The following is a 13,014-nucleotide window of genomic DNA, read 5'->3' as shown; positions in this document are numbered from 1 at the left end:
GCGCTGACCCTCGCCGCGGCACTGCCGGTGCACGCCGTCGTCGTGGCCGGGCTTTCGCGGGCGGCCGAGTTCCCCGCGGTGCTGCCGCGCTGTCCGGTGCTCGTCCTCCACGACGGCACCGAAGCCACGGCCGCCCGCGCCTACGCCGCGATGCTGCCGGCGGGCCGGTTCGTCCCGGTCAACGACCGGAACGCGGTTCACGAGATCGTCCGCTTCCTGGCGTGGCTGCGCGAGCCGGACCGGGTCCGGCGCTGACCGCGTCGGGCTCGTTGCGGGCGAAGTTGGCCAGCAGGCCGAACATCGCCATCGTGACCAGCAGCGACGAACCGCCGTAGGACACGAGCGGCAACGTCACCCCGGTGACCGGCAGCAGGCCGACGACGTACCCGATGTTGATCGCCGCCTGCCCGACCACCAGCACGGTGAGCGTCCCGGCCACCAGCCGGGCCCAGGGATCGGCGCTGCGGCGGGCGATCCGCGTCCCCACCACCGCCACGCCCGCGTAGAGCGCGATCACCAGGACGCAGCCGACGAAGCCGAGTTCCTCGCCGATCAGTGCGAAGATGAAGTCGTTCTCCACGCCGGGCAGGTACCCCCAGTTCGCGCTGCCGCGGCCGAGGCCCCGGCCGAACACGCCGCCGTCGGCGAGCGCGTACTGCGCCTGGTTCGTCTGGTAGGAACCGGCCGGGGAAAAGAACGACAGCACGCGCGCCAGGCGGTAGCTCGCGGTCAGGGCCAGCAGTGTGAAGCCGCCGGCCGCGCCGAGCAGCAGGGCCGCGAACAGCCGGCCGGGGATGCCCGCGAACCACAGCAGCGCGAGCGTGACGAGGCCGAGGGTGATCGTGCCGCTGAGGTTGGGCTGGGCCATCACCAGCGCGAACATCAGCAGGGCCGCCGGGACGACCGGCACCACCAGGTGCCGCCAGCGGTGCAGCAGGCGGGCCTTGGCCACCAGGACGTGCGCGCCCCACAGCGCGAGCGAAAGCTTCGCGAACTCGATCGGCTGCACCGACTGCCCGCCGACGACGAACCAGCGCTGCGCCCCGCCCCCGGCCGAACCGAGCGGGGTCAGCACGAGCACCAGCAGGCCCAGCGACACGGCCATCGCCACCCCGCTCAGCGCCCGGATCCGCCGGAGGGGCGCCCGCTGCACGAGCCAGAAGACGACCGCGCCCGCGGCGAGGGAGGTCAGGTGCTTGGCGAACAGGCCGTACTGGCCGCCGCCGGTGCGCGGATCGTAGGCGGAGACCGACGACGCGCTCAGCACCATCACCACGCCGACCCCGGTCAGCATCCCGGTCAGCGCGAGGACGAGGTGAAAGGAAGCCGGCCGGCCGCGCACCGCGTCGAAAGTCCGCACCAGGCCGAAGTTAGCCGCCACCGGCTGGCAGAACGCTGAGAACGCGCGAACGACCACAAGCGACAGTCCTCATCGGACTGACGACACCGCCTCAGGTGGCCTCGAAGTCGACCGGCGGCCGCTCGCCCGGACGCGGCCGGACGGCGGGCGCGCTCACCGGCGCCGGCCCGGCGTCGAGGAGCTGCCGGGGGTCGAGGAGCCGGCGAGGGTCGAACTCCCGCAGCGCCCGCAGCTCCTGCAGCGGCTTGCGCACCTGCTCGAACTCCGGGCCCAGCTCCGCCTCCAGCTGCTGCTGCGCACCGGCGGCGAACTCGCGGGCCCGCCGCACCGCACGGGCCACGCCGCTCACCGCGCCGGGCAGCCGCTCGGGGCCGAGGACGAACAACGCCGCCACGAGCAGGATGCCCAGGTGCTCCAGGCTGAGACCGAACACGCCGGCGACCCTACCCGCTCTTCCCTGAGCGGCCGCTGAGTCAGACCTCGATGTGCGAACCCATGATGACCGTGCGGTCCCGGGGCAGCCCGAAGTACTCCGCCGCGTCCGCGGTGATGTACGACGTCGCGATGAACAGCCGCTTGCGCCAGCCCGCCATCGTCGGCTCCGGGCCGCGCTGCAGCTCGATCTTCGACAGGAAGTACGACGCCTCCGGCAGGTTCAGCCGCCCTTCGGTCTGCTCCGGGTCGAGCCGCTCCAGGACGCCCGGGACGTCCGGGGTTTCCATGTAGCCGTAGCGGGCCGTGACGAAGACGATCCCGTCGTCCGGGTGCCCCAGGTCCTCGACCGTCACCCGCCGCTCCGCCGGCACCCGCGGCACCGGCTCGGTCTCCAGGGACAGGATCACGACGTGCTCGTGGCGCACGTGGTTGTGCTCGGCGTTGGCGCGCAGGGCCAATGGCGCCGTCCGCCCGCCGCGGTTCAGGAACACGGCCGTCCCGGGGACCCGCGGCACCGGGGTCCCGCGCAGATCCTCGACGAACTCCGGCAGCGACCCTTCCCGGCGTTCGCGCTCGGCGGTGACGATCCGGCGGCCGCGCTGCCACGTCGTCATGATGGTGAACGCCGTCAGGCCGATCAGCAGCGGCAGCCACGCCCCGTGCACCAGCTTGGTCAGGTTGGCCGCGACGAACAGCAGGTCCACCACCAGCAGCACGGTCGCGCCGAGGCCGATCAGCCACGCCGGGGTGCCCCACCGCGACCGGGCGATGTAGAAGAACAGCAGCGTGGTGATGGTGATCGTGCCGGTCACCGCCATGCCGAAGGCGAACGCCAGCGCGGCGGAACTGCGGAAGGCGAACACCAGCGTCAGCACCGACACCATGAGCAGCCAGTTGATCCACGGGACGTAGATCTGGCCCCGCTCGGTCTCCGACGTGTGCGCGATCCGCAGCCGCGGCAGGTAGCCGAGCTGGGCGGCCTGCGCGGCGACCGAGTACGCGCCGGTGATCACCGCCTGGGACGCGATCACCGTCGCCGCCGTGGCCAGCACCACCAGCGGCAGCCGGGCCCACGACGGCACCAGCAGGAAGAACGGGCTGCCGACGTTCGCCGGGTTCTCGAGGATCAGCGCGCCCTGCCCGAGGTAGCTGAGCACGCACGCGGGCAGCACCAGCAGCAGCCAGCCGCGGGTGATCGCGCGCCGGCCGAAGTGGCCCATGTCGGCGTAGAGCGCTTCGGCACCGGTCACCGACAGCACCACCGCGGCCAGCGCGAAGAACGCGATGTCGAAGTGGCCGGCCATGAACCCGATGGCGTACGTCGGCGAAAGCGCCTTGAGGATGTCCGGGTGCCCGGCGATCCCCGCGACGCCGAAGCCGCCGATCGTCACGAACCAGGCGATCATCACCGGCCCGAACACCCGGCCGACCGCGGCCGTGCCGCGCCGCTGCACCAGGAACAGCCCGACGATGATCACCGCGGTGATCGGCACGACCCAGTCTTCGAGGCCGTCCGAGACGACCTTCAGCCCTTCCACCGCGGACAGCACGGAGATCGCCGGGGTGATCATGCTGTCGCCGAAGAACAGCGCCGCGCCGAAGAGGCCCAGCCCGGCCAGCACGACGGCCGCCCGCTTGCCGCGCTGCGCGCCCCACCGGCGCAGCAGCGTGATCAGCGCCATGATGCCGCCCTCGCCGTCGTTGTCGGCGCGCATGGCCAGCAGCACGTAGGTGACGGTCACGATGATCATCACCGACCAGAAGATCAGGGACACCACGCCGAAGACGTTCTGCGTGCTGACCGGCACCGGGTGCGGGTCAGCGGGGTTGAACACCGTCTGCAGCGTGTAGATCGGGCTGGTGCCGATGTCGCCGAACACCACGCCGAGCGCGCCGATCACCAGGCCGAGCCGCACGACGTCACGCGTGGTCGTTCCCTGGCCCACGTGCCCCCTCCTCCGTCCGGCAGCCGGTGCGCCGGACCCTCCCGGTCCACTGTGGCCGGACACCGGGCGCCGGGTGGCGCGCCGGGCCGGGGAAGGCGTTTCTTGACGAAATTCCTACGCGGTCGCCCGCCGCAGCACCAGCCACGCCACGCCGCCGACGGCCAGCGCGATCGCCAGCGGGCCGGCCGCGAACAGGGTCAGCGACGGCTGGCCGCCGAGGAAGGCGCCGATCGACGGCCACCAGTTCCGGGCCTTCACCAGGGCACCGAATCCGCCCAGGATCGCCGCGCTGCCGAGGACCGCGAGGTACACCCCGGTCTGCCGCCAGCGCTGGAACACCACGCCGGCCAGCACGCAGACCGCCGACACGGCGACGATCGGCCCGGCGTGGGCGAGCCACTGCGTGACCGGGCCGTCCTCGCGCACCGCGCCGGGCCCGAACAGCCGGGCCTCCCGGCCCCAGCCGCCGGTGGCCCGTTCGAGGGCGCCGAAGGCCACCAGCACCAGGCCCAGCAGCAGCGCCTGCGCGGTGACGACCAGCGCCGTGGCCGCGGCGAACCGGCGGCGGGTCACGCCGAGCCCGAGCGCGAAGGGGAAGACCTGGGTCATCGTCTGCAGGTGCCCGGTCGCGGCCATCCCCCACAGCGCCGGCAGCAGGTAGACCGCGTGCGGGCCGGTGGCCGTCTCGCCGTTGGAGAGGTCGATGCCCAGGCCCAGCAGGGGCATCGCGGCCACGAAGGCCAGCGGGTAGGCCAGCAGGGCCGGCCAGTTGACCAGCTGGATCCGGGCGACGTCGCGCACGCGTGTCATCGGGTTCCCTTCCCGGCGGCGACCGGGCCACCGCGGCGTTGGGTGGTGCGGACGACCAGCTGCTGCAGCGAGACCGGCTCGAAGTCCAGCCCGGGTGCGAGCCGGTCCGGGGCGCCGGTGAGGGTGACGCGCAGCGAGCCGCCGAGGCGTTCGCGGTGCAGCTCGTCGTACCCGGCGGCGAAGCGCTCGACGGCGTCGGCGGGCCCGGTGACGGCGACCGCGTTCCCGCGCAGCGTCTCGGCGTCGGCGTCGATGAGGACCCGGCCGCGGTCGAGCAGCACGACGTGTTCGATCAGGTCGGCGACCTCGTCGATCAGGTGCGTGGAGAGCACGATCGTGCGCGGGTGCCCGGCGTAGTCGGCGAGCAGCCGGTCGTAGAACAGCTGGCGCGCGACGGCGTCCAGGCCGAGGTACGGCTCGTCGAACAGGGTCAGCGGCGCGCGCGAGGCCAGCCCGATGGTGACCCCGACCGCGGACAGCTGGCCGCGCGAGAGCTTGCCGAGCAGCTGCCCCGCCGGGACGGCGAAGTCGGCCAGCAGGGCCGCGGCGTACCCGTCGTCCCAGTTCGGGTAGAGCAGTTCCGCGGCCCGCAGCGCGTGCTTCACCCGGAACTTCTCCGGGTAGTGCTGGCTCTCCTTGATGAAGCACGTCCGCGAAAGCACCCCCGCGTTCTCGTAGGGGTGCTGCCCGAAGACCTCGACCGTGCCGCCGGTTTCGCGGGCCTGCCCGGTGAGGATCTTCATCAGCGTGGTCTTGCCGGCGCCGTTGCGGCCGAGCAGCCCGTGGATCGTGTTCTCCGCGAGCTCCACGCTCACCCCGTCGAGCGCGGCGAGCGGGCCGTAGCGCTTGGTCAGCCCGGTGGTGCGCACCACGTTCATCCCTGCGGCTCCCAGACGTCGATCAGCTTCTTGATCTCCTCGGCGTCCATGCCGAGCTTGGCCGCCTCCGCCATCAGCGGGGCGACGAACTGCCGCGTGAAGTCCCGGCGCCGCCGCTCCAGCAGCTGCGCGCGGGCGTCCGTGGCGACGAACATGCCGATGCCTCGTCTCTTGTAGAGGATCCCGTCGGCGACGAGCTGGTTGATGCCCTTCGCCGCGGTCGCCGGGTTGATCCGGTGGAAGGCCGCGAGCTCGTTGGTGGAGGGCACCTGCGTGTCCGCGACCAGGCTCCCGTCGACGACCGAGTTCTCGATCTGCTCGGCGATCTGCAGGAACAGCGGCCGCCCGTCGTCCTTCACGCCGACGCACCACGGTTCGTCGGTTCATTACTCATGCAACTAACCATGGAGGCTCGGCGCGGTCCTGTCAAGGCGCGATACGTTGCCCTCCCAGGACGAGCCGCGGAGGACCCATGGACGACGTACGTGTCGAAACGGACGGCCCCACCACGGTGGTCTGGCTGAACCGCCCGGACCGGCGCAACGCCGTCGACGGGCGGATGGCCGCCGAGCTCCGGGACGCCTTCCTGGCCTTCGAAGCCGACCCCGGCCAGCGCGTGGCCGTGCTCGCCGGGGCCGGGGGCACCTTCTGCGCCGGGGCGGACCTGACCGCGACCGGCGACCCGGACCGCCGCAACGAACTGACCCGCGACGGCAGCGGGGCCGGCCCGATGGGACCGACCCGGCTGGCCCTGAGCAAGCCGCTGATCGCGGCCGTCAGCGGGTACGCCGTCGCGGGCGGGCTGGAACTGGCGCTGCTCGCCGACCTGCGGGTGGTCGAGCGGGACGCGGTGTTCGGGGTGTTCTGCCGCCGGTGGGGCGTGCCGCTCATCGACGGCGGCACGGTCCGCCTGCCCCGGGTGATCGGCCTGGGCCGCGCCCTCGACCTGATCCTCACCGGCCGGCCGGTCGACGCCGGGGAGGCCCTGCAGATCGGCTTGGCCAACCGCGTGGTCGAACCCGGCCAGGCCGTGCCCGCCGCGCTGGAGCTCGCCGCGCAGATCGCCGCGTTCCCCTTCGAATGCGTCCTCGCCGACCGGGCCTCGACGTACGCGGGGCTCGACCTCCCGCTGGCCGAGGCGTTGCGCGCCGAAGGCGCGGCCGGGGTGCCGATCGTCGAGCGCGAAGGCGTCTCCGGCGCGGCCCGGTTCGCCGCCGGCGCCGGCCGGCACGGGAAGTTCGAAGACCCCGCTTGACGACGGTCAGCGCCGCGCCGCCCTGGCCCGGTGGAGCACGAATCCGACCAGCACCAGCACCGCGGCCTCGGCCAGGACGCTGAGCAACGCCTGGGGCGCGGGCTGGAAACCGCGCTCGGAGAACCCGAACAACCCGGTCGTCCGCGACAGCGCGAACCCCGCCAGCGCGCCCGCGGCCAGGGCCGCCGCCGCGAGCCGCAGCAGGAGGGGGCCGCCCGCCAGCAGCAGGAGCGCCACCGCCATCGACCCGGCCGCCTGCAGCAGGAACGCCGGGCCGATCACCGGGATCACCCGGTAGCCGCCGACGTACAGCTGCGCGTGGAGGAAACCGCTGAGCGCGAGGCAGACCGCCGTCGCGATCCGGAGGACGAGGTTCATGCCAGCTTCACGTCCTTCACGGCCAGGCCCGGCTGCCCCGGCCGGTAGGCCACCTCGCGGATGCCCAGTGCGTCGGCGAGCTTGCCGGCGGGCAGCGTCACCGGGGTCGGCGCCGGCCGCGTGCCCGGCTGCGGCAGGGGGTACGCCGTCGTCGTCGCGCTGTGGAAGGTGATATTGCCTTCGGTCTTCGTGAACAGCTGGTGCACGTGCCCGTTGAGGCAGGTCACCGACGAGAACCGCCGCAGGTACGACAGCACCTGGGCCGCGTCGTCGGTGCCCCACCCCCAGGCCGGGTACATCGCGAACAGCGGGATGTGGCTGAACACCACCACGGGCGTGTCCGAGCCGAGCTTCGCGACGTCCTTGCGGACGAACTCCAGCTGGTCCGGCCCCAGGTGACCGAGCTTCTCCAGGCTGAGCGTGTTCACCAGGGCGATGAAGTGGACGCCCTTGACGTCGAAGCTGTACCAGCCGTCGCCCGCGGTGCCGGCCCCGAACGCCTGCCGGTACTTCTGGCCGGCGTCGTCGACCGAGTCGTGCTCGCCGGGCACGGTGGAGACGTGCCCGGTGTCCAGCGTGCCCAGCATCTGCTTGACCTGGTCGAACTGGGCCGGGGTGGACAGGTGGGTCAGGTCGCCGGTGTGCATGACGAAGTCGGGCCGGTGGCCGAGGCCGTTGATCTGCGTCAGCGCGCGGGAGAACGACTGCTCGACGGCCGTGTTGGCCGGGCCGGTGAACCCGAGGTGGCTGTCGCTGATCTGGACGAACCGCAGCGCGTTCGGGTCGTCGACGGCGGCGGCCTCGCCGGGCGCGGCGATCCGGCTGATCACCTCGCCGCCGGTGACGGTCAGCACGACCGCGGCACCGAACCACGCGGTGTGCCGCAGCAGCTGGCGCCGGGTCATGCCTTCGGGGTCGTGCGCTTCGGTCACGGCGTCACCGTCACGGTGGCGGTCATGAACGGGTGGATGGTGCACAGGTACTCGAAGGTCCCCGGGGTGGTGAAGGTGTACTGATAGGACTGTCCGGTTTGGAGGGTCGGCGACCGCAGGGGACCGCCGGATCCGGTGCTGGTCACGGTGTGCGCGTCCTGGTCGGCATTGGTCCAGGTGACGGTGGTGCCCTTCTTGACCGTCGTCGACGCGGGCGCGAACGCGAAGTCCTTGATGGCGACGGTGTTCGTGGTGGCGTTTTCGGCCGCGGACGGCGACGGCGGCGCCATGCTGCTCATGCCGGGCATCGGCGGCGGTGGCGCCGCGGCCGGCGGTGACGCGGCGCAGGCCGTGAGCGCCAGCGCCGCCGCGGTCACGAGCAGGAAGTGTTTCGCCCCAACGGAAATCCTCATACCAGGGATACGCGCGGGGGTTACGCCCCTTCGGGCGGCACCAGCACCTCGACCACTCCCCCGGCTTCGCGCACCACCAGGTGCGGCAGCGGCGGCGGCGTCACCGGCAGCTGGTGCATGAGCACCCCACCGTCGACGGCGAACGACGTCCGGTGGCACGGGCAGTTCAGCCGCCGGGCCGGCGCGTCGAGGTTCAGCCGGCACCCGAGGTGCGTGCAGGTCGCCGAAACCGCCCGCAGCTGCCCGCCGGAGCGGTGCACGAACCCGGCCACCGCCCCGAAGTCGAACGGCAGCACGCCGCCCTCGGGCAGGTCGTGCGCCGCGACCACGGCCCGCCACCGGCCGTTTTCCGGCCGCAGCGTCGTTTCCTCCGGGGGTGGTGGCGCCGCGGCGGGTTCGGCCCCCGACGTCACCAGGTGTTCGACGCCCGCGCCCGCGGCGGCCGCCACCGCGGCGGCCGAGGACACCTGGATGAACCGGCGGCGGTTGCCGCCCCGCGCGGGCGCCGGTTCCCCGAGCTCCTGGGCGAGCCGCCGGTGCAGCCCGGCGACGAACTCCTCGCTCGCCGCGCCGCCGCCGGGCCGGGCCGCGCGCAGGAGCACCGCGGTCCGCAGTTCGGCCTCGTCGCCCGGACCGGCCTCGAACGGGCGCGGCCGTCGCCGCCGCAGGAGGTCCTTGACGAACCGGCGGACGCCTCGAGTGCTCACGTCTCCATCCCTTCCGCCAGCTGGGCCGCCTGGCGCAGCGCCCGGTGCTGCAGCACCTTCGCGTTGCCGACGGTGGTGCCCAGCTGCTCCGCCGCTTCCTTCAGCGAACAAGCCTGCAAGAAGCGCAACCGCAGGATCCGCCCGTACCGCTCCGGCAGCAGCGCGAGGATCGCTTCGGCGCGGGCCAGTGTGCCCGGGTCGGGCGTACCGGCTTCGAACGCGGCGACGTCGCGCTCCTCGTCCAGCGCGGTGATCTCCCGGCCGAGCGTGCGCCGCCAGTGCCCGGCCAGCACGGTCCGCGCGGTGGCCAGCAGGTACGCGCGCACCTCGCCCACGCTCGCCGAGACGCGCAGCGGCCGCAACGCGGTCAGGAAGACCTCGGTGGTCAGGTCTTCGGCGTCCGGCCGGTTGCCGACCTTCGAGAACATCAGCCGGTACACGCGGTCGACGTTGTCGCGGTAGACCGCCTCCCAGTCCGGGTAGACGTCCGCCCCGACCGCGTGCAGCCGCGGGCGCGGCGCCGCGCCCGCTTCGTCCTGTTCGGCGCGCCTGCGCCGGAACCGCTGTGCCACCGGCACCGCCCGCCTTCTCCCCACGACTCTTCCCGCCATTGAGGGATACGGTCCCGGGTTACACGTAACCCGGGACCGTATCGGCAGGCGAACCCTCCGACGACCCAGGGGAAGCGAAATGACCACATCGATGTCGCGCCGGAGCTTGCTCGTCACCGGCGGGGCGGCCGCCGCCGTGCTCGCCACCACCGGCCTGCCCGGGCCCGCCGCGGCCGCGCCTCCCGGGCGGCCGGGCGGCGCGGACGTCGTGCTCGCCTGGAACCGGGAGCTGCTGGCCATCGTGCGCACCGCCGGGCTGCAGCCGGCGACCGTGCACGCCACCCGCAGCTTCGCCCTGCTGCACGCGGCGATCCACGACGCCGTCGTCGCGACGACCGGCACCGGGCGGCCCTACCTGTTCACCGTCGCCGTCCCGGACCGGGCGGCGCCGGAAGCGGCCGCGGCGCAGGCCGCCCACGACGTGCTCGCCGCCCTCTACCCCGCCCGGGCCGACGGCCTCGCGAGCCTGCTGGCCGGACAGCTCGCCGGGGTGCGGCCCCCGGCCGCGCGGGACGCCGGTGTCCGGGCCGGGCGGCTGGTCGCCCGGCTGCTGCTGGGCCTGCGCGCGAACGACGGCTCGGCCGCGACCCCGCCGGCCCTGCCGCCGGGCACCACGCCCGGGCAGTACCGGCCGACGCCCCCCGCGTTCGCCGCGGCCGCGTTCACCCACTGGGCCGCCGTGACGCCGTTCGTGCTCGACCGGGCCGGGCAGTACCGACCCGGGCCGTACCCGGCGCTGAGCGGCGAGCGCTACGCGCGTGCCCTTGCCGAGGTGGCCGCGGCCGGGCGCGACACCAGCACCACCCGCACCGCCGACGAGACCACGCAGGCACGGTTCTGGGCCGCGCCGATCTGGAACTACTGGAACGAGATCGCGCAGTCCGTCGTCGGCGGTTCGCGCAGCGGCCTGCTCGTCGCGGCGCGGGTGTTCGCGCGGCTCAACCTGGCCTTCGCCGACGCCGTGATCGCCTTCTACGACGCCAAGTACCACTACCGGATCTGGCGGCCGGTGACCGCGATCCGGCTCGCCGCCGACGACGGGAACCCGGCCACCGGCGCCGTCCCGGACTGGTCGAGGCTCGCCACCACCCCGGCCGACCCGGCGTACCCCGGCGCGCACAGCGTCATCTCCCAGGCGGGAGCGCTGGTCCTGCGCCAGGAGTACGGGCCGCGGTGGCCCCTGGAGGTCGGTTCCGAGGCGCTGCCGGGCGTGCTCCGCCGGTTCCCGACGTTCCAGGCCGCCGCGGACGAGGCCGGCCTCAGCCGGATCGTGGCCGGCGTCCACACCCGGCTCGACCACGACGCCGGCCGGCAGCTCGGCCACGACGTGGCGGCGTTCGTCCTCCGGTCGTGACGCTCACGCCGGGCGCGTCCGGTAGGTGCTCAGCACCGCGGCCCCGACCTGCGTGCTCGACACGAGCCGCAGGTCGGCGGCCACGCCGTCGAACAGCCGCCGTCCTTCGCCCGCCACGCTGGGGAAGACGAGCAGGCGGTACTCGTCGACCAGGTCGCGGCGGGCGAGCGCCTGCGCGATCCCGATCGAGCCGATGACGATGACGTCCCGCTCCTCCCGCGCCACGGCCTCGGCGAGATCGCCGTGCAGCAACGACGAGTTCTGCCAGGCGCCGACGTCGGTGAGGGTCCGCGAGGCGACCAGTTTCGCCGCCGCGTTGAGCCGGTCGGCGAATTCGCCCGTCCGGCCGGGCCACAGCTTCGCGAACAGCTCCCAGGTGGTCCGGCCGAGAAGCAGCGTCCCGGTCTCCAGCAGGGACCCGAGCCGGAACTTGTCCCCGCCGACCGACTCCGGCCCGTGCCGGAACGCCCAGCCGCCGCCGGCCGTGCCGCCGGACCCGTCGGGGTCGTCCACGACGCCGTCCAGGGTGATGAATTCGACCACGATCACGCTCATGTCCGCTCCCGGTGTCTCCGCCCGCGCCGCGGTGGCGCGGGGAACACCGGTACCTACCGGCGGCGGGCGCCGGATTCATCGCACCGCCGCCGGCGGAGCTCACGCCGTGACGAGCGAGAGGCCGTAGGTCTGCAGGATCTCGTTCACCGGCTGGAACCAGGTCTCCCCGCCGGAGCCGCAGTTGCCCCACCCGCCGGAGGTGACGCCCTGGGCCTGGTCACCGGTGATGAACGAGCCGCCGGAGTCGCCGGGTTCCGCGCAGACGTTCGTGCGGGTCATCTGGTAGACCGCACCCTGCGAGTAGTTGACCGTCTCGTTCTGGCCTTCGACGACACCGCAGTGCCAGTGCGTGGTCGAGCCCGAGCGGCACACCGAGGTGCCGACCGGCGCGACCCAGGACCCGCGCACGAGCGCGTCGCTCACCGTGCCCCAGCCGAGCACGACCGGCGCGGTCCACCAGCCGCCGCCGATGCGGATGAACGAATAGTCGTTGCCGGGGAAGGAAGAGCCGGCGAAGGTGCCCATCCACGAGCCGTCCCAGCCGGCGACCGAGCTGCCGGCGCCGCCGCAGTGCCCGGCGCTGACGAACCCGCCCTGCACGGAGAAGCCGATCGAACAGCGGACGTTCCCGTTGATGTAGTACGGATCGCCGCCGACGGTGCCGGCCGAGAACGGCTCGGCGGCCGGCGCGGTCGCCACCGTGACCGGGCCGGCCTGGCGGGCTTTCGCGAGGAAGGCGTCGACGTCGGCGCCGTGCGCACCCGGCCGCAGGGTGACCACGACGCTGCCGGCCCGCGGGTCGGCGCGCCAGCCGCTGACGGCCGCCGGCGCCGGGGCGGCCTTGGCGGAGGTGTCGATCGCGGCCTTCACGGCGTCGAGCTTCGCGGCGCTGATCCGGGCGGCGGTGGGTTCGGCACCGGCCTGCCGGACGGCGGCGGCCGCGGCGGGGTCGGTGACGCCGACGACGAGCTTGCCGAGCGCGGGGTCGAACCAGGCACCACCGAAGGCCCCGCCGGCGGCGCGTTGCGCGTCCGGCAGCACCCTGGAGGCGCTCATTTCCTGGGTCAGCCGGGTCGACGCCTGGGCGGCGGTCAGCCCGAAGTCCCGCTGCATGGCGGCGATCAACCCCGGTGACGCCTGCGCGGCGGCGGGGCTGAGGGCGGCGGAGGCGAGGGAAGCCGTGAGGACGGCGGCGCCGCCGAGGGCGAGGGCGATTCTTCGACGCATGGGAACTCCTCCAAGGCCGGGGGAAAGAAACACACCGTCCGCCGAGTGTGCGGTCCCGAACCCCGCCGGTCCAGGTTTGTCCGGTCTTCTGTCCGGAACTCCGGATCGGCCGTCCATTGTGGAGGAATTGACTTAACACCTTGATACGCAACG

General features: G+C 73.6%; 14 protein-coding genes and 1 pseudogene. 2 read left to right on the top strand and 13 right to left on the bottom strand.

Annotated elements, in window-relative coordinates; translation table 11 throughout:
* Position 1 precedes the first annotated feature (1 nt).
* From ABZW17_RS10625 to ABZW17_RS10600, 6 genes and pseudogenes are all read right to left on the bottom strand, one after another.
* Positions 2-1,333 (bottom strand): annotated as a pseudogene (locus tag ABZW17_RS10625) (putative peptidoglycan glycosyltransferase FtsW); the annotation flags it as partial.
* A gap of 118 nt (positions 1,334-1,451) precedes the next feature.
* Positions 1,452-1,793: a Sec-independent protein translocase TatB gene (locus tag ABZW17_RS10620; protein WP_354811852.1), complete on the bottom strand. Its 342-nt coding sequence runs from the start codon at positions 1,791-1,793 to the stop codon at positions 1,452-1,454.
* Positions 1,794-1,833: 40 nt separating this feature from the next.
* On the bottom strand, positions 1,834-3,741 hold the full coding sequence (locus tag ABZW17_RS10615) for a potassium transporter Kup (protein ID WP_354811850.1): 1,908 nt from the start codon (positions 3,739-3,741) through the stop codon (positions 1,834-1,836).
* Positions 3,742-3,855: 114 nt separating this feature from the next.
* The gene (locus tag ABZW17_RS10610) at positions 3,856-4,551 is read right to left on the bottom strand and encodes a hypothetical protein (RefSeq protein ID WP_354811848.1); all 696 of its coding nucleotides are present in this window, start codon (positions 4,549-4,551) and stop codon (positions 3,856-3,858) included.
* Positions 4,548-5,429, bottom strand: coding sequence for an ABC transporter ATP-binding protein (locus ABZW17_RS10605; RefSeq protein ID WP_354811846.1), 882 nt, complete (start codon positions 5,427-5,429; stop codon positions 4,548-4,550). Before ABZW17_RS10605 ends, ABZW17_RS10610 begins: the two co-directional genes overlap by 4 nt.
* The gene (locus ABZW17_RS10600) at positions 5,426-5,788 is read right to left on the bottom strand and encodes a GntR family transcriptional regulator (RefSeq protein ID WP_354811844.1); all 363 of its coding nucleotides are present in this window, start codon (positions 5,786-5,788) and stop codon (positions 5,426-5,428) included. Before ABZW17_RS10600 ends, ABZW17_RS10605 begins: the two co-directional genes overlap by 4 nt.
* A 113-nt stretch (positions 5,789-5,901) precedes the next feature.
* On the opposite strand from ABZW17_RS10600, the gene ABZW17_RS10595 reads away from it, so the two are divergent.
* Complete coding sequence (locus ABZW17_RS10595) at positions 5,902-6,684, top strand: crotonase/enoyl-CoA hydratase family protein (RefSeq protein WP_354811842.1); 783 nt, start codon at positions 5,902-5,904, stop codon at positions 6,682-6,684.
* Positions 6,685-6,690: 6 nt separating this feature from the next.
* Here the strand turns inward: ABZW17_RS10595 and ABZW17_RS10590 are convergent, their stop codons facing one another.
* From ABZW17_RS10590 to ABZW17_RS10570, 5 genes are read right to left on the bottom strand one after another with little or no spacing between them, the layout of a single operon-like run.
* Complete coding sequence (locus ABZW17_RS10590) at positions 6,691-7,062, bottom strand: hypothetical protein (RefSeq protein ID WP_354811840.1); 372 nt, start codon at positions 7,060-7,062, stop codon at positions 6,691-6,693.
* The gene (locus ABZW17_RS10585) at positions 7,059-7,994 is read right to left on the bottom strand and encodes a metallophosphoesterase (RefSeq protein WP_354811838.1); all 936 of its coding nucleotides are present in this window, start codon (positions 7,992-7,994) and stop codon (positions 7,059-7,061) included. Before ABZW17_RS10585 ends, ABZW17_RS10590 begins: the two co-directional genes overlap by 4 nt.
* Positions 7,991-8,407: a cupredoxin domain-containing protein gene (locus tag ABZW17_RS10580; RefSeq protein WP_354811836.1), complete on the bottom strand. Its 417-nt coding sequence runs from the start codon at positions 8,405-8,407 to the stop codon at positions 7,991-7,993. The genes ABZW17_RS10585 and ABZW17_RS10580 overlap by 4 nt, the downstream gene beginning before the upstream one ends.
* Positions 8,408-8,427: 20 nt before the next feature.
* The gene (locus ABZW17_RS10575; RefSeq protein ID WP_354811834.1) at positions 8,428-9,114 is read right to left on the bottom strand and encodes a Rieske (2Fe-2S) protein; all 687 of its coding nucleotides are present in this window, start codon (positions 9,112-9,114) and stop codon (positions 8,428-8,430) included.
* Entirely contained in the window at positions 9,111-9,692 is a 582-nt protein-coding gene (locus tag ABZW17_RS10570; RefSeq protein ID WP_354811832.1) for a sigma-70 family RNA polymerase sigma factor, read from the bottom strand. Before ABZW17_RS10570 ends, ABZW17_RS10575 begins: the two co-directional genes overlap by 4 nt.
* A gap of 112 nt (positions 9,693-9,804) precedes the next feature.
* Between ABZW17_RS10570 and ABZW17_RS10565 the strand changes: the two genes are divergently transcribed.
* Complete coding sequence (locus tag ABZW17_RS10565) at positions 9,805-11,079, top strand: vanadium-dependent haloperoxidase (protein ID WP_354811830.1); 1,275 nt, start codon at positions 9,805-9,807, stop codon at positions 11,077-11,079.
* 3 nt (positions 11,080-11,082) lie between these two features.
* Here ABZW17_RS10565 and ABZW17_RS10560 read toward each other — a convergent pair whose 3' ends face one another.
* Both ABZW17_RS10560 and ABZW17_RS10555 read right to left on the bottom strand, forming a co-directional pair.
* Positions 11,083-11,634, bottom strand: coding sequence for a dihydrofolate reductase family protein (locus tag ABZW17_RS10560; RefSeq protein ID WP_354811828.1), 552 nt, complete (start codon positions 11,632-11,634; stop codon positions 11,083-11,085).
* Positions 11,635-11,733: 99 nt separating this feature from the next.
* Positions 11,734-12,861 (bottom strand): S1 family peptidase, encoded by a 1,128-nt coding sequence (locus ABZW17_RS10555; protein WP_354811826.1) that lies wholly within the window; start codon positions 12,859-12,861, stop codon positions 11,734-11,736.
* Between the last annotated feature and the right edge of the window lie 153 nt (positions 12,862-13,014).

The sequence above is a fragment of the Amycolatopsis sp. NPDC004625 genome, assembly GCF_040609695.1.
Taxonomy (GTDB): Bacteria; Actinomycetota; Actinomycetes; order Mycobacteriales; family Pseudonocardiaceae; genus Amycolatopsis.
Note: the sequence above shows the minus strand (reverse complement) of the source record. Positions and strands in the feature narration are given on the sequence as shown.

Bases quoted from the DNA above. Each gene is read 5' to 3' on its own strand.
- ABZW17_RS10565 (WP_354811830.1), top strand. From the start codon at position 9,805: ATGACCACATCGATGTCGCGCCGGAGCTTGCTCGTCACCGGCGGGGCG.
- ABZW17_RS10590 (WP_354811840.1), bottom strand. From the start codon at position 7,062: ATGAACCTCGTCCTCCGGATCGCGACGGCGGTCTGCCTCGCGCTCAGC.
- ABZW17_RS10580 (WP_354811836.1), bottom strand. From the start codon at position 8,407: ATGAGGATTTCCGTTGGGGCGAAACACTTCCTGCTCGTGACCGCGGCG.
- ABZW17_RS10595 (WP_354811842.1), top strand. From the start codon at position 5,902: ATGGACGACGTACGTGTCGAAACGGACGGCCCCACCACGGTGGTCTGG.
- ABZW17_RS10605 (WP_354811846.1), bottom strand. From the start codon at position 5,429: ATGAACGTGGTGCGCACCACCGGGCTGACCAAGCGCTACGGCCCGCTC.
- ABZW17_RS10555 (WP_354811826.1), bottom strand. From the start codon at position 12,861: ATGCGTCGAAGAATCGCCCTCGCCCTCGGCGGCGCCGCCGTCCTCACG.
- ABZW17_RS10560 (WP_354811828.1), bottom strand. From the start codon at position 11,634: ATGAGCGTGATCGTGGTCGAATTCATCACCCTGGACGGCGTCGTGGAC.
- ABZW17_RS10610 (WP_354811848.1), bottom strand. From the start codon at position 4,551: ATGACACGCGTGCGCGACGTCGCCCGGATCCAGCTGGTCAACTGGCCG.